This window comes from Leisingera sp. ABM4_101, from assembly GCF_056158725.1.
This window is the reverse complement of sequence record NZ_JBSWTV010000002.1, coordinates 2,528,064-2,544,366: the sequence shown is the minus strand read 5'-3', so window position 1 is coordinate 2,544,366 and position 16,303 is coordinate 2,528,064. Positions and strand designations below refer to the sequence as shown.

Sequence of the window (16,303 nt, the reverse complement as noted above, 5' to 3'; positions counted from 1 at the left end):
CGGTCAGCCTTCGCCGTTATTGTCCTGCGGCATCAGGAAATGGCCGGTGGCCTGGGCAAACAACTTATCCTTGTGGTCCTGCCAAGCCTCCACATGCACCGAGGCATAGCGGCGGCCGGAACGGTTCACTCGCGCCCGTGCATAGGCATCGCGCGGCAGGCCGGAGCGCAGGTAGTCGACAGTGAAGTCGATGGTCTTGGGCTGGCGCGGCAGGTTGCCCTTGGCCATCTCTGCCGGGTCTAGGTCACCGCTTTCGATGCGCTGCCACAGGTGCGACCAGTTGAGCGTGATCATCGCGGTGATTTCCAGGAACGCCGCCGTCACCCCGCCGTGGATCGCAGGCAGGAACGGGTTGCCGATCAGCTTGTCGTCGAAATTCAGCACCGCCGTCAGCTCATCTCCGCGGCGCTCAAAAGTGACGTTCAGGAAACGGATGTAGGGCACCGAGTTGACCAGCGCCGACAGGGCTGCATCGCGGCGCTGCTTGACCACCTGGATCGGTTCTGGACGGGGGCGGCTCAAAACTTCTTCTCCACGGTAAAGGCGCCGGAGGCGGTGGCGACGGGACGGTCGGTGTCCTCGTCCATTGCCACGGCGCGGACAAAGGCGACGGTGCGGGTGATCTGGTGGCAGGTGGCGCGAGTGGTGATTGCCTGCCCCGGAGTGGCGGGCCGCATGTAATCAATACGCAGGTCGATGGTGGCGGTGCCGCCTGGGGCGGACGGGTGGCTCATCACCGCTGCGCCGCAGCATGTGTCCATCAGGGCTGAGACCGCACCGCCGTGGATGACGCCGGTGGCGGGATCGCCGATCAGCTTTTCGTCATAGGCCATGCGGATCTCGGCGGTGCCGTCGCCGATCTCTGTCAGCTTCATACCCAGTTGCTTGGCGTGCGGGATTGCTTCGATGAACTGGCGCGCGAGCTCTGTCTTGTCGGCCATGGGGCTGTCCTTTGAAATCTCTGTCCCATCTTTGGACCCGGTCCGGCGCAAGCGCAAGTGTGCCGCCACGGAGGTTGCACTGTTCGCTGCAAGTGCATAGGTTCCCGGCAAGGGAGAAGACGGATGGCCGACAACAGATTGTCATTCAAGGAAATGTGCGCCGAGTTCGAGGTTACGCCGCGAACGCTGCGCTATTATGAATACATCGAATTGCTGCATCCGGACCGCGAAGGCCGGTCGCGGTTTTACGGCGCGCGGGAGCGTGCCCGGATGAAGCTGATCCTGCGCGGGCGCAAATTCGGCTTTCAGCTGGAAGAAATCCGCCAATGGCTGCTGATCTACGAGAAAGAGGGCAACGACGCCCAGAACCATGCTTTCATGGAAATGGCCGACCGCCAGCTGGTGGAGCTGGAAAAGCAGCGCGTCCAGATCAATGAGGCCATTGAAGAGCTGAGCGCGCTGCGCGAAAGCACCCGGGCACTGCTGAAGTAAGCCCTGCACATCTTGCCGAAAGTGAAACCCTGCCCTGGTGGCGGGGTTTTCTGTTTGCAGACCCAGCAGCCGGATTTGCCCCGGTTCCTGGCCAGAAGCGCTGCCGGAACCCGTCTGCAGGCAGCAAGCTGCTCCATAACGTTACGTCACTTTATGTGCGTTTTGCGAACCAGTAACACCATGAAAAGTGACGCAACGTACAACTTACGTAAACGTAAAGTAAGTCTTGATCGAAATCCGGACTGCGCCCAGCTTAGTCCTGCACCAAGCCGTAAGAGTGACGACGATGACCGAAGAAACCATGACCATCCGCGAGATGTGCGAGGCCTTTGACGTGACGCCCCGCACGCTCCGGTTCTACGAAGCCAAGGAACTGCTGTTCCCGATCCGCGACGGCCAGAAGCGGCTGTTCACCAAACGCGACCGCGCCCGGCTGAAGCTGATCCTGCGCGGCAAGCGGTTCGGGTTCAGCCTGGAGGAAATCCGCCAGCTTTTGGAGCTGTACCATGTCGGCGACCAGCAGGTGACCCAGCTCACCAAAACCTATGAGGTCGCGCGTGAACGGCTCGCCGATATGGAGCGCCAGCGCGAGGAACTGACCGAGGCAATCGAGGACCTGAAGGACCAGCTGGCCTGGGGCGAGAAGATGATCGCCTCGATGAAGGCCAAGCAGGAGGCGGCCGAATAGGCCGCCGCCCCGCCCTTTCCTGCCGGCCTGCCCGGCATTGACCTGAGCAACACGACCCTGAAGAGGACCGCAATGCCTGCCTATCGAGCCCCCGCCAAAGACGCCCAGTTTATCCTGCACAATGTGCTGAAAGTGTCCGAAAGCGGCACCCCTGGATACCATGAGCTGGAGCCGGACTTCACCGGCGCCGTGCTGGAGGAGGCAGGCAAGATCGCCAGCGAAGTGCTGCACCCGCTGAACGTGGTGGGCGATCAGGAGGGCTGCCGCCTGGAAAATGGCGTGGTCTACACGCCTGCAGGGTTCAAGGAAGCCTTCGAGCAGATGAAGGAAGGCGGCTGGACCGGGCTGGACATGCCGGAGGAATTCGGCGGCCAGAACATGCCCTATGTGATGGGCACTGCGGTGGGTGAGTTCTTTTCCGCCGCGAACCAGGCCTTTACCATGTACCAAGGCCTGACCCATGGCGCGGCTTCGGCCATTCTGGCGCATGGCACGGAGGCGCAGAAGGCCGCCTATCTGCCCAACATGATCAGCTGCCGGTGGACCGGCACCATGAACCTGACCGAGCCGCATTGCGGCACCGACCTGGGCCTGATGCGCACCAAGGCGGAACCTCAGGGTGACGGCAGCTATAAGATTTCCGGACAGAAGATCTTCATCTCCTCCGGCGACCACGACATGGCTGAGAACATCGTGCACCTGGTCTTGGCCAAGATCCCCGGCGGACCGGAGGGCATCAAGGGCGTGTCGCTGTTCATCGTGCCGAAGTTCCTGGTGAACGCGGATGGCACCCTGGGCGAGCGCAACGGTGTTGCCGTTGGCAAGATCGAAGAGAAGATGGGCATCCACGGCAACTCCACCTGTGTGATGAACTATGACGGCGCCACCGGTTACCTTCTGGGCGAAGAGCACAAAGGCATGCGCGCCATGTTCACCATGATGAACGAGGCGCGGCTGGGTGTCGGCATGCAAGGTCTGGCACAGGCCGAGGCCGCCTATCAGAACGCAGTTGAATACGCCAAGGACCGGCTGCAGGGCCGCGACGTGACCGGCGCCAAGAACCCGGACGGCCCGGCCGATCCGCTGATCGTGCACCCGGACATCCGCCGCTCGCTGATGGACCAAAAGAGCTTTACCGAGGGCGCGCGCGCGTTCCTCTTGTGGGGCGCCACCCTGATCGACCAGGCGCACCGCGCCGGTGACAAGGATGCGGACGGGCTGATCTCGCTGATGACGCCGGTGATCAAGGGCTTCCTGACCGATCAGGGCTATGACATGACCGTGCTGGCACAGCAGGTCTATGGCGGCCACGGCTACATCGAGGAATGGGGCATGTCGCAATACACCCGCGACGCCCGCATCGCGATGATCTACGAGGGCGCCAACGGCGTGCAGGCACTGGATCTGGTGGGCCGCAAGCTGGGACAGCACGGCGGCAAATATGTCCTGGCTTTCTTTGACCAGGTGAAGACGTTCTGCCAGGAAAACAAAGACATTTCAGAGACTTTCGCCAAGGACTTCATCAAACCCCTGCAAGCGGCCTCCAAGGACCTGCAGGCGGCCGGCATGTTCTTCATGCAAAACGGTATGAAGGATCCGAACCACGCGCTGGCAGGGTCTTATGACTTCATGCACCTGTTCGGGCAGGTCTGCCTGGGGCTGATGTGGGCAAAGATGGGCAAGGCGGCGCAAGAAGCGCTTGACGCGGGGCCGCCTGACGCGGCGTTCTATGAGACGAAACTCGCAACCGGCCGGTACTATATGGCACGGCGGCTGCCCGCGACCAAGCTGCACCTGGCCCGCATCGAAAGCGGTGCAGATGCGGTGATGGCGCTGGACGCAGACGCCTTCTGATGCCCTTGGGCGCCCTTTCGCGGGGCGCCCTGCGCAAGCCCCAGCCGGTGCTTTGACACACAAAGGACCACAAGATGCCGAAACGTTTCCGCCTGACCCGCCGCCTGCCGATCGCAATGACGGAGGACGGCTACCGCAGGCTGAAGAGGTTCGCCCAGGAGGCGGGGCTGGATGAGGGAGAGGCGCTGTCATTCCTGTTCGAGAATTTCGACAGCGTGACGGACTACGAGAACCTGAGCCACCGGCTGCGGCTGTTCAACGCCGAGCTGGAGGCGCGAAAGCGCTAGAAAAGCGCAGCAAAGGGAGAGAAATGACCAAGACGCATTCCGCATGGATGACGGATGAGCATCAGATGCTTGGGGAGATGACGGCCCAGTTCATCAGCAATGAATGGGCGCCCAAGTTCGAGACCTGGCGCAAGCAGGGCCTGATGGACCGGGAAACCTGGACCCAGGCGGGCGCGCTTGGCCTTCTCTGCCCCTCGATCCCCGAGGAATACGGCGGTGCCGGCGGTGATTTCGGCCATGAGGCGGTGATCCTGATGGAAGGCAGCCGCGCTAATCTGGCCAGCTGGGGCAACGGCATCCACTCCGGCATCGTGGCCCATTACATTCTGGCCTATGGCACCGAGGAGCAGAAACAGCGCTGGCTGCCGAAGATGGTGACCGGCGAGCTGGTCGGCGCGCTGGCGATGACAGAGCCCTCCACCGGGTCGGACGTGCAGGCAATCAAGACCAAGGCCGCGCGCGACGGCAACGCCTACCGGCTGTCAGGGCAGAAGACCTTCATCACCAACGGGCAGCACGCCAATCTGATCCTGGTGGCGGCCAAGACCGACCCCAGCCAAGGCGCCAAAGGCGTGTCGCTGGTCGCGGTGGAGACCGATGGCGCCGAAGGCTTCAGCCGCGGCCGCAACCTCGACAAGATCGGCTGCCACGCAGCGGACACGTCGGAGCTGTTCTTCAGCGATGTGGCGGTCCCGCCGGAAAACATCCTGGGCGGCGCCGAGGGCCAGGGGTTCTACCAGATGATGCAGCAGCTTCCGCAGGAGCGGCTGATCATCGCCTGCGGCGCGGTCGGCGCAATGGAAGGCGCGGTGGAGCGCACCGTTGCCTACTGTAAGGAGCGCGAAGCCTTTGGCGGCCCGCTCACGCAGTTCCAGAACACCCGTTTCAAGCTGGCCGAATGCCTGACTAAGACCAAGGTCGCGCGCGCCTTTCTGGACGAATGCATCAGTGAGCATCTGCAGGGCAGGCTGACAGTCGAAAAGGCCGCGATGGCAAAATACTGGATTACGGACACCCAGGGCGAAGTGCTGGACGAATGCCTGCAGCTGCATGGCGGCTATGGCTACATGCAGGACTACGCGGTGGGTGAGATGTGGGCTGACGCACGGGTGCAGCGGATCTACGGCGGAACCAATGAGATCATGAAGGAGCTGATTGCGCGGTCGCTGTAGGCGCAGGGGCCGCGGCGGGATCGCGGGAGGCTGATGATGGATTTTGAGTATTTGGGGAAAGATGAAGCAAAGGCAGTGTCCCTACCCCTAGCTTTCGCCAAATGGGCAGGGACGTCTTCACCTTTCACGGCCATCGGCTCTCCAGCCTGTACCGCAAGCCCAAGGTAACAAACGGAGCGATGAGGCGGGTTAATGCCCCATCATCTTTCCAAAAATACTCCACGGGGGTGCGGGGGTGTGAACCCCCCGCTCCGCCATCCGAAACAGGGAGAAACAGATGACACTCAAACTGCATTGCTTTGGTGAAAGCGGTAACTCTTACAAAGCCGCGCTGGCACTGGAGCTGGCCGGGCTGGACTGGGAACCGGTCTTTGTCGATTTTTTCGGCGGCGCGGCCCGCACGCCGGAGTTCCGGGATTTCTCTGCCATGGCCGAAGCGCCGGTTCTTGTAGACGGGGATGTAACACTCAGCCAGTCCGGTGCGATCCAGCAGTATATCACCGACAAGACCGGCAAGTTCGGCGGCCGCCCCGAGGATAAATACGAGGTGCTGCGCTGGGTGCTGTGGGACAATCACAAGATGTCCAGCCAGGCCGGGATGACCCGGTTTCTGATCAACTTCCTGCCGGAACAGCACCGCTCGCAAGAAGTGATCAGCTTCATGCAAGGCCGCCTGAAGGCCGCCTATGCCACGCTGGAACACCATCTGGAGGGCCGCGAGTGGATTGTGGGCGATGGCCTCACCAATGCCGACATCAGCTGCTGCAGCTACCTCTATTACCCCGAACCCTTCGGCTTTGACCGCACCGACTGGCCCAATATCGACGCCTGGCTCACCCGCATCAGCGAACAGCCCGGCTGGAAACACCCCTATGATTTGATGCCCGGCAACCCGTCGGACCGGGCGTGAGGAGAGCACAATGACAGACGCATATATCTATGACGCGCTGCGCACCCCGCGCGGCAAGGGGCGCAAGGATGGCGCCTTGCATGAGGTGACCTCGGTCCGCCTGTCGGCGCTGACTCTGAACGCGATCAAGGAGCGCAACAACCTCGAAGGGCATGCGGTCGAGGATGTGATCTGGGGCAATGTCACCCAGGTGATGGAACAGGGCGGCTGTCTGGCGCGCTCGGCGGTGCTGGCGTCCGACCTGGACGAGCGCATTCCGGGCCTGGCGATCAACCGCTTCTGTGCTTCCGGCATGGAGGCGGTGAACCTGGCGGCAAACCAGGTGAAAGGCGGCGCGGGCGATGGCTATATCGCGGGCGGCGTTGAGATGATGGGCCGGGTGGCCATGGGCAGCGACGGCGCGGCGATTGCGGTGGATCCGAGCCTTGCGATGGAGACCTATTTCGTGCCGCAGGGCATTTCGGCCGATATTATCGCGACCGAATACGGTTTCACCCGCGATCAGGCAGACGCTTTGGCAATGGAGAGCCAGCGCCGGGCCGCCAAGGCCTGGGAGGAGAAGCGGTTCGGCAAATCCGTTATCACAGTCACCGATCAGAACGGCCTGCCGATCCTGGCCCACGACGAATACATGCGCCCCGGCACCGATATGCAGGCGCTGGGGTCGCTGAACCCTGCGTTCCAGATGATGGGTGAGCAGATGCCGGGCTTTGATAAGGTCGCGATGCTGAAGTACCCGCACCTGGAGCGGATCAACCACATCCACCACGCGGGCAACTCGTCCGGCATCGTCGACGGTGCTGCAGCGCTGCTGATCGGCAACAAGGAGTTCGGCGAACGCCATGGGCTGAAACCGCGCGCGCGCATCAAGGCCACCGCCAAGATCGGCACCGATCCGACCATCATGCTGACCGGCCCGGTGCCGGTGACCGAGAAGATCCTGGCCGACAACGGCATGACTATCGGCGATTTGGACCTGTTTGAGGTGAATGAGGCCTTTGCATCCGTCGTGCTGCGCTTCCAGCAGGCGTTTGACGTCGATCCGGAGCTGGTCAATGTGAACGGCGGTTCCATCGCCATGGGCCACCCGCTGGGCGCCACAGGCGCGATCATCATCGGCACCCTGCTGGATGAGCTGGAGCGGCAGGACAAGGAAACGGGTCTTGCCACCCTGTGCATCGCCTCCGGCATGGGCGCGGCCACCATCATCGAGCGCGTCTGATGGCAAAGCTGGACCTTTCCCAACTGCCCTGGCGCACCGGATCGGGCTATCCCGGCAAGCTGGCTGAGCCCTGCGCAGGCCGCAGTGTGCAGCCCTTGGGCGACCCTGGCGGGCTCAGCCAGTTCGGCGTCAACATCGTGCGGCTGGAGCCCGGCGCGGCGTCTTCCTTGCGCCATTACCATATGGAGCAGGACGAATTCGTGATGGTGACCGAGGGCGTCTGCACCCTGATCGACGATCAGGGCGCGCATGAGATGATGCCCGGCGACTGTGCCGCCTTCCCGGCGGGCGAGGAGAACGGCCACCACCTGGTGAACCGTTCGGACAAGCCCGCGGCGTTTCTGGTGGTGGGCACACGCACCGCAACCGAGACCGGCTATTACAGCGATTTGGACATGATGGTGAAATTCGCCGGCGGCGACTTCACCTTCACCCGCAAGGACGGCAGCCCGCTGACGGCTGACCAGACCGGAGAAGACACATGAGCGATTTCAAATACGGCGTGGACGCAGACGGCGTCGCAATCATCACCTGGGACGCGGAAGGCAAGTCCATGAATGTCCTCACCCGCGAGGCCTTTGGCCTGGTGGAGGAATACGTGGACCGGGCGCTGGAAGACGAGGCCGTCAAGGGCATCGTGATCACCAGCGGCAAGAAGGACTTTGCCGGCGGCATGGATCTGAACGTGCTGGCAACGATCCGCGAGGAGTCGGGTGAGAACCCGGCCCAAGGGTTGTTCGACTTCACCATGGGCGGCCACCGCATCCTGCGCAAGCTGGAGCTGGCGGGCATGGACCCGAAGACCAAGAAGGGCGGCAAGCCGGTCGCCTGTGCCATCAACGGCACCTGCGCCGGCATCGGCACTGAGATTGCGCTGGCCTGCCATCACCGGGTGATGACCTCCAACCCCAAGGCGAAAATCGGCCTGCCCGAGATCATGATCGGCATCTTCCCCGGCGGCGGCGGCACCACACGGTATTCGCGCATGGTGGGCGCAATGGCAGCGGCCCCGGTCCTGCTGGAAGGCAAGATGATGGACCCGAAAAAGGCCAAGGGCGCGCAGCTGATCGACGCGGTGGCCGACGACGCGCTGGCCGCGGCCAAGGAGTGGGTGCTGAACGCCAAAGACGCCGATCTGGTGAAGCCCTGGGACGCCAAGGGCTATAAGATGCCGGGCGGCGCCCCCTATCACCCCGCGGGCTTCATGACCTTTGTCGGCGCCTCCGCCATGGTGAACGGCAAGACCCAGGGCGCCTTCCCGGCGGCCAAGGCGCTGCTCTCGTCGATCTATGAAGGCGCGCTGGTTGATTTCGACACCGCGCTGAAGATCGAGGCGCGCTGGTTCACCAATGTGCTGATGAACCCCTCGTCCTCTGCGATGATCCGCAGCCTGTTCCTGAACAAGCAGGCGCTGGAAAAAGGCGCCGTGCGGCCCAAGGATGTGCCGGACCAGTCCGTCAAGAAAATCGGCGTGCTGGGCGCGGGCATGATGGGCGCGGGCATCGCGCTGGTCTCGGCCCAGGCCGGTATGGAAGTGGTGCTGATCGACCGTGACCAGGAGGCCGCCGACAAGGGCAAGGCCTATTCCGCCGCCTATATGGACAAGGGCATCAAACGCGGCAAGGCGACCGAGGAGAAGAAAGAGGCGCTGCTGGCGCAGATCACAGCCACCCCGGATCTGGACGCACTGCAGGGCTGTGATCTGATCATCGAGGCGGTGTTCGAAGACCCCGGTGTGAAGGCCGAGATGACCCAAAAGGTCGAGGCGATCATTCCCGAAGACTGCATCTTTGCCTCCAACACCTCCACCCTGCCGATCACCGAGTTGGCCAAGGCATCGAGCCGGCCGGAGCAGTTCATCGGCATCCACTTCTTCTCGCCCGTCGAGAAGATGCTGCTTGTGGAGATTATCAAGGGCAAAGCGACCGGCGACCGCGCGGTGGCCAAGGCGCTGGATTACGTGCGCCAGATCCGCAAGACACCGATTGTTGTGAATGACGCGCGCTTCTTCTACGCCAACCGCTGCATCATCCCCTATATCAACGAAGGCATGCGGATGATCACCGAGGGCGTCTCGCCTGTCCTGATCGACAACGCGGCGCGCCAGCTTGGCTTCCCGGTGGGGCCGGTGCAGCTGACCGATGAGACCTCGATTGACCTTGGTGCCAAGATTGCCCGTGCCACCAAGGCTGCGATGGGTGAGGCCTATCCGGAAAGCCCGGCGGATGATCTGATCTTCTGGATGGAGGAACAGGGCCGCCTGGGGCGCAAGGCAAATGCCGGCTTCTTCGACTATGACGACAAGGGCAAGCGGGTTGAGTACTGGAAAGGCGTGCAGGAGAAGTACCCGCTGGCCGCCGAACAGCCCGATCTGATCGCGGTGCAGGAGCGGCTGATGTTCGCGCAGGTGCTGGAAGCTGTGCGCGCCCTGGAGGAAGGCGTGCTGATGGACATCCGCGAGGGTGACGTCGGCGCCATCCTGGCCTGGGGCTTTGCGCCCTGGTCCGGCGGCCCGCTCAGCTGGCTGGACATCCTCGGCACGCCATACGCGGCAGAGCGCTGCGACAGCCTGACCGAACAGTTCGGAGAGCGCTTCGCCTGCCCGGCGCTGCTGCGGGAGATGGCGGAGAAAGGCCAAAGCTTTTACACCCGCTTTGCGCCGGACCAATCTGCGGCTGCCTAACCTGCGGCTTGAATGGAAACGGCCAGCGATTTGCTGGCCGTTTTCCTATTTTTCTGCAAAATGTTACCGGATGTTTCTCATGTTACATCCTGACAGAAGGGCGCTCCGCCCCCAGCACCGCGCCGTCTGCGGGCCAATACTCTTCCTCGGCCATCATCGACAAAACCAGCCCGCGCGCCTCTTCCGGCGGCAGCACCCTATAGGCGCTCTCTTCGTTGAAGACGCGGCCGCACATCAGGTTGCGCGGGGCGGCAGAAAAGCCCAGCATCCCGGCCTCAAGATAGATCACCTGATCCTGGGCAAAGCGCGGCGTCACCAGATCCAGCTGCGCGCCCGGATGCATCCGGCGGATGCCGCGGTAGCCTTCCAGTGTGCAGGCCGGCACCACGGCAAAGGGGTCGCCCTGGGCGTCCTCCACCAGCTCGCTTTCCAAGAGCACGCCTTGATCCGGCATCAGCCAAAGCGGCACCCGGTTCATTAGCGCATCGCGCGGCACCAGCAGCGGGCAGCGGGCCGGATCCAGCTCACCCTCGCCCGGCAGGATCGTCTCGCGCTGCAGCTCCAGAACCGGCTGCATGCCATTGTCGAAGGTCAGCACCTTGTCGCCTACCGCCAGCGCCTCCACCTCGCGCCAGCCCAGGTTGGAGGCTACATGGGTGCCTGCAAGAAATCCGCCCTGGCCCACGGGGATCAGGGGAAAACCGCTGCTCATCACCCGTCCCGAAGAGACCGGCGCGCGTTTCAGGAGCCAATCCAGCATCCGCGTTCCTTTCCTGCGGCCTGGGACATTCTGCCCTCCGGCCGGGTTCCGATCCTTGCTGCAAACCGCGGCATTCAGAGCGCGCAAATACGGCAAGAAACAGTCACTGTTCATGCTCTTGCACCAATCCGCAGGTTTGGAACCTGTTTGGCCCCATACCGCCAGGCTTGGCGCTGTGTCATGTCATTGGGATACGCGCGAATCGTTAAAAGAGTATTCAAATTGCGCAATGTCATCCGCGCAGGCCCTGCCAATCGCCTCGGCCGCGGCATCATCATAATAGGACCGCCAGTCCCGCTGCCGTCCGCTTTCGTTGATCCGGGGCAACTCCAGGGAAAACCCGAGGTGGGCAAACAGGGGCTGGGCATCCTCCTGAAAACGCTCCAGGCGGATATACAGCCGGCATTGCTCCGCCCCGTCCGCACGGCGCATGTATGAGGCGGCAGGGCTGCCGCGGAAGGCCCCGATGATCTGCGGGTGCTTAACAAAGGCGCGGAAGTCCAGGCCTTGGGCCAGGCCGATGGCCGGATGATCGAAGCTTTGTTCGCGCAGCCAGTGGTAATAGCTGACCGCCCGGTCCCAGGGGTTGCGCACCAGGGTAAAGGCAAAGAGGCCGCGCAATGTGTCCTGCGGCACCAGCCCTTCGATATCGGCCAGGGTGGAATGCTTCCATAGCCGCCCGCGCGCCTGTGCGCCCTTCAGGCGGCGGCGGCGCTTCAGGGCCTTGGGCGTGTCGCCCAGCATCATGTCATCTGCCATGGCGCGTGCTTCCAGCGCCAGCGCCAGCGCCGTGCCGCCGGTCTTGGGAATATGGATAAAGACGTATTGGCGGCCAAGCGACAGGATCATGCTCCGACCCTAGGCAATCTGCCCGCCGAAGGAAACAGCGGCCATGGCCCCTGCCCCTTCCTTCTGCTTCTTTCTGGTTTCAAATACTCCGGGGTGAATTGGCCCCTGGGGCCAAGAGGGGCAGCGCCCCTGTCCCAGCTACCTTGAGCGCAACGCGATGGTGGAACCTGCGCCCATGATCAGCGCAATGCCCAGCATCTGCCAGCCGTCCAGCGCCTGGCCGAACACAACCCAGGCAAAGGCCGGGCCGACAATCATCACCGAATACTCGAAGACCGACACAAAAGACGCCTCGCCCAGCTGATAGGCCTTGGTGATCAGGAACACGCCGCCAACGGCTGCAAACCCCTGCAGCAGAACCAGCGGCCAAATCTCCATCAGCGTCCAGACCCAGCCGCGGGTCAGGAACCCCTCGGCGCCTTCCGGCACCGGCTGCGGCCAAAGCTCAAGCCCCGCAAGCGCCAGCCCGCCCAGCAGCGCCTGCACCAGCAAATAGGCAAACAGCATTGCCACCGTGCTTTCGCCCTGGCAAAGGCGCCCGGTGGCGATGGAGCCCAGGGCATAGAACAGCCCGCCCGCCACCGGCAGCAGGATCAGCCAGTCAAAATCCGCGGGATCCGGCTGCAGCACCAAGAGCACCCCCAGGAAGCCGGCCGCAACTGCCGCAATGCGGAACAACCCGATCTGCATCCGCAGGAACAGTACCGAGATCACCACAATCAGGATCGGCGAGGTGAACAGCCCTGCCAGCGCCTGGGCAATCGGCATCAGCGCCACGGCAGAGAAGTAGAACACCATTGAGACCGCCAGCAGCAGCGCCCGCAGGGTGACCGGCCAGATCCGCACCGGCATCATGCCGCCCAGTCCCGCCCGCGCCATCAGCCACAACAGCGGCAGTGCGACGATAGTGCGCAGGATATAGAATTGGCCCAGCCCGATATGCTCTGCCATGGCGGGCACCGCATTGTCGGTCATGCCGATGATGGTCATGGCCGCAACCATACATTGCGCCGCTGCGGCCTGACTGCTGCTCTGAGCGGAAAGAGTTGCTGTTTGTTTCATACTCTTCCCATTGCCCGCAACTTTCCGCAATATCTGTCCTCTAAGCGACACCAAAGTGATTCAGGGGAGGAAACTGATGGGGTGGATGGCGGATGAAACCGGTCTGGAGAAGACCGCCGCGAATTATGTGCCGCTGACGCCGCTCAGCCATCTGCAGCGGGCGGCGCAGGTGTTTCCGGACCGTCTGGCGGTCAGCTATGGCAAGCACCGCAAAACCTATACGGAATATCATGACCGCTGCACCCGCCTGGCCTCTGGCCTCGCGGCTCTGGGGGTGAAGCCCGGCGATGTGGTGGCGACCCTGCTGCCGAACATCCCGGCCCAGGCTGAGGCGCATTTCGGCGTGCCCGCGTGCGGCGCGGTGCTGAACACCATCAACACGCGCCTGGACGTGGGCACGGTTGCCTACATCTTCGGACACGGCGAGGCAAAGGCGGTGCTGGTCGATCCGCAGTTCATTGAGCTGGCAGAGGCCGCCGTCGAGGAAATGGACGGTCCCGCCCCCATCCTGATTGAAGTGGCTGATGATCAGGCGACCTGGCACGCCACCGGCCGCCACATGGAATACGAGGCGCTGCTGGCCAGCGGCGATCCGGAGTTCCAGTGGGTCATGCCCGAGGATGAGTGGGAAAGCCTGGCGCTGAACTACACCTCCGGCACCACCGGGCGGCCCAAGGGCGTGGTCTATCACCACCGCGGCGCCTATCTGATGACCATGGGCACGGTGGTGTCCTGGCGGATGGTGCTGCATCCGGTCTACCTGACCATCGTGCCGCTGTTCCACTGCAACGGCTGGAACCACACCTGGATGATGCCGCTGGTCGGCGGCACCCTGGTTTGCTGCCGCGATATCACCGCGCAGAACATCTACAACGCCATCCATTACGAGGGCGTCACCCATTTCGGCGGGGCGCCGATCGTGCTGAACATGATCGTCAACGCATTGGACGAGGAACGCCGCACCTTTGACCACACGGTCGAGGTCTTCACCGCCGGCGCTCCGCCCGCCCCTGCAACGCTGTCGAAGATCGAGAACCTTGGCTTCAACATCACCCATGTCTACGGGCTGACCGAGACCTTCGGCCATGTCACCGAATGCTACTGGAAAGCAGAGGACTGGGACGCGCTGGACAAGGCCGGCATTGCCGCCAAGAAATCCCGCCAGGGTGTCGCCATGCCGATGCTGGAGCCGGTGGTGGTGCGCGACAGCGAACACAATGTGCTGCCGATGGACGGCCAAGCCCAGGGCGAGATTGCCCTGCGCGGCAATGTGGTGATGAAAGGGTATCTCAAGAACCCAGAGGCCACCGCCGAGGCGTTCAAGGGCGGCTATTTCAACTCGGGCGACCTGGCAGTGCAGCACCCCGACGGCTATATCCAGATCGCCGACCGGGCCAAGGACATCATCATCTCCGGCGGCGAGAACATCTCCTCTGTCGAGGTGGAGGGCGTGCTGATGGCGCATCCGGATGTGCTGCTGGCCGCGGTTGCGGCGATGCCGGATGAGAAATGGGGCGAGGTGCCCTGCGCCTTTGTCGAGCTGAAAGCCGGGGCGAAGGAAGACGCTGCGGCGCTGATCGCCTTCACCCGCGAGACTCTGGCGGGCTTCAAGGCGCCCAAGAAAGTCGTGTTCCAGGAGTTGCCCAAGACCTCCACCGGCAAGATCCAGAAGTTCGAGCTGAGGAAAATCGCCAAGAACCTGTAACTTTCCTTGGCAAAACTGCGTTCAGGGGCGGCAAAGCAAATTGCCGCCCTTGTTTTATGTGCTTATTCTGGCGCTAACGATACGGATGGGGACCGGGCAGGCTGCATGACGGCATTGAAGGAATTTGAGCGGCTGGAGGCTGCGGGCCTGTGGCGCGCAGATCCTGAGGCGCAGCGGCGGGATGTGATCATCTCGCTGGGCGATGCGACGCTGACCATTTCCAGCATGAACGATCTGCCCCTGGCGCATTGGTCGCTGGCGGCGGTGGAGCGCGCCAACCCCGGGGAATTCCCGGCCCTGTTCCACCCCGATGGAGACCCCGGAGAGACGCTGGAGCTGGCCCGAGACGAGACCGCCATGCTGGAGGCCATCGCCCGGGTGCAAACGGCCATTGGCCGCTCCCGCGCGCGGCCCGGGCGGCTGCGGGCGATCGGCATTCTTGGCACATTGGCGCTGGTGCTGGCGCTGCTGGTGCTGTGGCTGCCCGGCGCCGTGACCCGCCATACCGTCAGCGTGGTGCCGGATATCAAGCGCAAGGCCATCGGCCAGGCCCTGCTGGGACGGATCGAGCGGGTTTCAGGCCCGGCCTGCGCTACGCCCGAAGCGGCGCCGATCCTGACCAAGCTGGCACAGCGCACCGGTGTGCGGCAGCTGGCCATTCTGCGGTCCGGCATTCCCGGCAGCCTGCATCTGCCTGGCGGCATCGTTTTGCTGAACCGCTCCTTCGTCGAGGATTTTGAGGACCCGGCGGTCGCTGCGGGGGCGGTGCTCGCGGAACGTGCCCGGGCTGAAGCCAGCGACCCGATGCAGGAGCTGCTGGAGGCAGGCGGCTTCCTGGCCACCTTCAAGCTGCTGACCACCGGCGATCTGGACCGCGCTGCGCTGGACGCCTATTCCGAGGCGACCCTGTCCAGTCCGCGGCCGCAGCTGGCCGACGAGGCGCTGCTGGCGGAATTTGCCCGTGCGGCGCTGCCGTCTTCCCCTTATGCCTATGCGCTGGACATCACCGGCGAGACGGTTCTGGGGCTGATCGAGGCCGATCCGATGGCGGGCCGCGAGCTGGAGCCGGTGCTGAACGACCGCGACTGGGTGCAGCTGCAAAACATCTGCGGCTGACTCTGCCCCCTTGAAAATGCCCGGCCTTGCGGTAATTTGGCTTCCAAGCGAGGACGGCCTCCCCCATTCCGGGACAGCGCTCCGGGACGGCCCGGGAATATTCACGGGGATAGGCCATGCGCACTGCCAAAGACCGGATCCGTCACGCCATATCATTTGAAATCCTTGGCCTCTTGCTGGTGACACCCGCCGGGGCCTGGCTGTTTCACATTCCAATGCAGCATTTCGGCATTGCCGCGCTGGTCTGCGCCACGCTGGCGACACTATGGAACTATGGCTACAATCTGTTGTTTGACCGCGCCATGCAGCGGCTGGCCGGAACCACGCAAAAGACCGTATTGCTGCGGGTGGTGCATGCTGTCCTGTTTGAACTGGGTCTGTTGCTGGCGCTGATGCCCTTTCTGGCGTGGTTCCTGGGCATCACGCTGCTGGAGGCGCTGGTCATGGACCTTGGCTTTGCCGGCTTCTACCTCGTTTATGCGTTTTGCTTCAACTGGGCTTATGACATCGTCTTTCCACTGCCTAGGCCCAAACCTGACACCCCGGCTGGCGCCCTCTGAGC

17 protein-coding genes are annotated in these 16,303 nt (G+C 63.2%); 12 read left to right on the top strand and 5 right to left on the bottom strand.

Going from position 1 to position 16,303, the window contains the following annotated elements; all coding sequences use genetic code 11:
* Positions 1–3: 3 nt before the first annotated feature.
* Together ACXAEK_RS13615 and ACXAEK_RS13610 are read right to left on the bottom strand one after the other, a co-directional pair.
* Positions 4–522, bottom strand: coding sequence for a PaaI family thioesterase (locus ACXAEK_RS13615; RefSeq protein ID WP_475042668.1), 519 nt, complete (start codon positions 520–522; stop codon positions 4–6).
* A complete protein-coding gene (locus tag ACXAEK_RS13610; protein WP_475042667.1) occupies positions 519–941 on the bottom strand; it encodes a PaaI family thioesterase in 423 nt (140 codons plus the stop codon). Before ACXAEK_RS13610 ends, ACXAEK_RS13615 begins: the two co-directional genes overlap by 4 nt.
* A gap of 123 nt (positions 942–1,064) precedes the next feature.
* Between ACXAEK_RS13610 and ACXAEK_RS13605 the strand changes: the two genes are divergently transcribed.
* From ACXAEK_RS13605 to ACXAEK_RS13565, 9 genes are all read left to right on the top strand, one after another.
* Positions 1,065–1,433, top strand: coding sequence for a MerR family transcriptional regulator (locus tag ACXAEK_RS13605; RefSeq protein ID WP_475042666.1), 369 nt, complete (start codon positions 1,065–1,067; stop codon positions 1,431–1,433).
* Between the two features lie 286 nt (positions 1,434–1,719).
* Entirely contained in the window at positions 1,720–2,121 is a 402-nt protein-coding gene (locus ACXAEK_RS13600; protein ID WP_475042664.1) for a MerR family transcriptional regulator, read from the top strand.
* 72 nt (positions 2,122–2,193) lie between these two features.
* Positions 2,194–3,975, top strand: a complete 1,782-nt coding sequence (locus ACXAEK_RS13595) for an acyl-CoA dehydrogenase C-terminal domain-containing protein (RefSeq protein WP_475042663.1) — start codon at positions 2,194–2,196, stop codon at positions 3,973–3,975.
* 74 nt (positions 3,976–4,049) lie between these two features.
* Positions 4,050–4,262: a hypothetical protein gene (locus ACXAEK_RS13590; protein ID WP_065266373.1), complete on the top strand. Its 213-nt coding sequence runs from the start codon at positions 4,050–4,052 to the stop codon at positions 4,260–4,262.
* Between the two features lie 23 nt (positions 4,263–4,285).
* On the top strand, positions 4,286–5,434 hold the full coding sequence (locus ACXAEK_RS13585) for an acyl-CoA dehydrogenase family protein (protein ID WP_475042662.1): 1,149 nt from the start codon (positions 4,286–4,288) through the stop codon (positions 5,432–5,434).
* A gap of 277 nt (positions 5,435–5,711) precedes the next feature.
* Positions 5,712–6,344: a glutathione S-transferase family protein gene (locus tag ACXAEK_RS13580; protein ID WP_475042660.1), complete on the top strand. Its 633-nt coding sequence runs from the start codon at positions 5,712–5,714 to the stop codon at positions 6,342–6,344.
* Between the two features lie 10 nt (positions 6,345–6,354).
* Complete coding sequence (locus ACXAEK_RS13575; RefSeq protein ID WP_475042659.1) at positions 6,355–7,566, top strand: acetyl-CoA C-acetyltransferase; 1,212 nt, start codon at positions 6,355–6,357, stop codon at positions 7,564–7,566.
* A complete protein-coding gene (locus ACXAEK_RS13570) occupies positions 7,566–8,051 on the top strand; it encodes a cupin domain-containing protein (RefSeq protein ID WP_475042657.1) in 486 nt (161 codons plus the stop codon). Before ACXAEK_RS13575 ends, ACXAEK_RS13570 begins: the two co-directional genes overlap by 1 nt.
* On the top strand, positions 8,048–10,249 hold the full coding sequence (locus ACXAEK_RS13565) for a 3-hydroxyacyl-CoA dehydrogenase NAD-binding domain-containing protein (protein WP_475042655.1): 2,202 nt from the start codon (positions 8,048–8,050) through the stop codon (positions 10,247–10,249). Before ACXAEK_RS13570 ends, ACXAEK_RS13565 begins: the two co-directional genes overlap by 4 nt.
* 82 nt (positions 10,250–10,331) lie before the next feature.
* Here the strand turns inward: ACXAEK_RS13565 and ACXAEK_RS13560 are convergent, their stop codons facing one another.
* The 3 genes from ACXAEK_RS13560 to ACXAEK_RS13550 all read right to left on the bottom strand — a co-directional run bounded on the left by ACXAEK_RS13560 (position 10,332) and on the right by ACXAEK_RS13550 (position 12,860).
* Entirely contained in the window at positions 10,332–11,009 is a 678-nt protein-coding gene (locus ACXAEK_RS13560; RefSeq protein WP_475042653.1) for a Hint domain-containing protein, read from the bottom strand.
* A 183-nt stretch (positions 11,010–11,192) separates the two neighbouring features.
* Entirely contained in the window at positions 11,193–11,858 is a 666-nt protein-coding gene (locus tag ACXAEK_RS13555) for a sulfotransferase family 2 domain-containing protein (protein ID WP_475042651.1), read from the bottom strand.
* 138 nt (positions 11,859–11,996) lie between these two features.
* A complete protein-coding gene (locus ACXAEK_RS13550; RefSeq protein WP_475045271.1) occupies positions 11,997–12,860 on the bottom strand; it encodes a DMT family transporter in 864 nt (287 codons plus the stop codon).
* A gap of 136 nt (positions 12,861–12,996) precedes the next feature.
* On the opposite strand from ACXAEK_RS13550, the gene ACXAEK_RS13545 reads away from it, so the two are divergent.
* The 3 genes from ACXAEK_RS13545 (at position 12,997) to ACXAEK_RS13535 (ending at position 16,301) form a co-directional block, all read left to right on the top strand.
* The gene (locus ACXAEK_RS13545) at positions 12,997–14,625 is read left to right on the top strand and encodes an AMP-binding protein (RefSeq protein WP_475042649.1); all 1,629 of its coding nucleotides are present in this window, start codon (positions 12,997–12,999) and stop codon (positions 14,623–14,625) included.
* 105 nt (positions 14,626–14,730) lie between these two features.
* Positions 14,731–15,741, top strand: coding sequence for a hypothetical protein (locus ACXAEK_RS13540; protein ID WP_475042648.1), 1,011 nt, complete (start codon positions 14,731–14,733; stop codon positions 15,739–15,741).
* Between the two features lie 116 nt (positions 15,742–15,857).
* Positions 15,858–16,301, top strand: coding sequence for a PACE efflux transporter (locus ACXAEK_RS13535; RefSeq protein WP_475042646.1), 444 nt, complete (start codon positions 15,858–15,860; stop codon positions 16,299–16,301).
* The last annotated feature ends 2 nt before the right edge of the window (positions 16,302–16,303 follow it).

Coding starts and splice junctions, on each gene's coding strand:
- ACXAEK_RS13610 (WP_475042667.1), bottom strand. CDS start 941: ATGGCCGACAAGACAGAGCTCGCGCGCCAGTTCATCGAAGCAATCCCG.
- ACXAEK_RS13605 (WP_475042666.1), top strand. CDS start 1,065: ATGGCCGACAACAGATTGTCATTCAAGGAAATGTGCGCCGAGTTCGAG.
- ACXAEK_RS13600 (WP_475042664.1), top strand. CDS start 1,720: ATGACCGAAGAAACCATGACCATCCGCGAGATGTGCGAGGCCTTTGAC.
- ACXAEK_RS13595 (WP_475042663.1), top strand. CDS start 2,194: ATGCCTGCCTATCGAGCCCCCGCCAAAGACGCCCAGTTTATCCTGCAC.
- ACXAEK_RS13590 (WP_065266373.1), top strand. CDS start 4,050: ATGCCGAAACGTTTCCGCCTGACCCGCCGCCTGCCGATCGCAATGACG.
- ACXAEK_RS13585 (WP_475042662.1), top strand. CDS start 4,286: ATGACCAAGACGCATTCCGCATGGATGACGGATGAGCATCAGATGCTT.
- ACXAEK_RS13580 (WP_475042660.1), top strand. CDS start 5,712: ATGACACTCAAACTGCATTGCTTTGGTGAAAGCGGTAACTCTTACAAA.
- ACXAEK_RS13575 (WP_475042659.1), top strand. CDS start 6,355: ATGACAGACGCATATATCTATGACGCGCTGCGCACCCCGCGCGGCAAG.
- ACXAEK_RS13570 (WP_475042657.1), top strand. CDS start 7,566: ATGGCAAAGCTGGACCTTTCCCAACTGCCCTGGCGCACCGGATCGGGC.
- ACXAEK_RS13565 (WP_475042655.1), top strand. CDS start 8,048: ATGAGCGATTTCAAATACGGCGTGGACGCAGACGGCGTCGCAATCATC.
- ACXAEK_RS13560 (WP_475042653.1), bottom strand. CDS start 11,009: ATGCTGGATTGGCTCCTGAAACGCGCGCCGGTCTCTTCGGGACGGGTG.
- ACXAEK_RS13555 (WP_475042651.1), bottom strand. CDS start 11,858: ATGATCCTGTCGCTTGGCCGCCAATACGTCTTTATCCATATTCCCAAG.
- ACXAEK_RS13550 (WP_475045271.1), bottom strand. CDS start 12,860: ATGGTTGCGGCCATGACCATCATCGGCATGACCGACAATGCGGTGCCC.
- ACXAEK_RS13545 (WP_475042649.1), top strand. CDS start 12,997: ATGGGGTGGATGGCGGATGAAACCGGTCTGGAGAAGACCGCCGCGAAT.
- ACXAEK_RS13540 (WP_475042648.1), top strand. CDS start 14,731: ATGACGGCATTGAAGGAATTTGAGCGGCTGGAGGCTGCGGGCCTGTGG.
- ACXAEK_RS13535 (WP_475042646.1), top strand. CDS start 15,858: ATGCGCACTGCCAAAGACCGGATCCGTCACGCCATATCATTTGAAATC.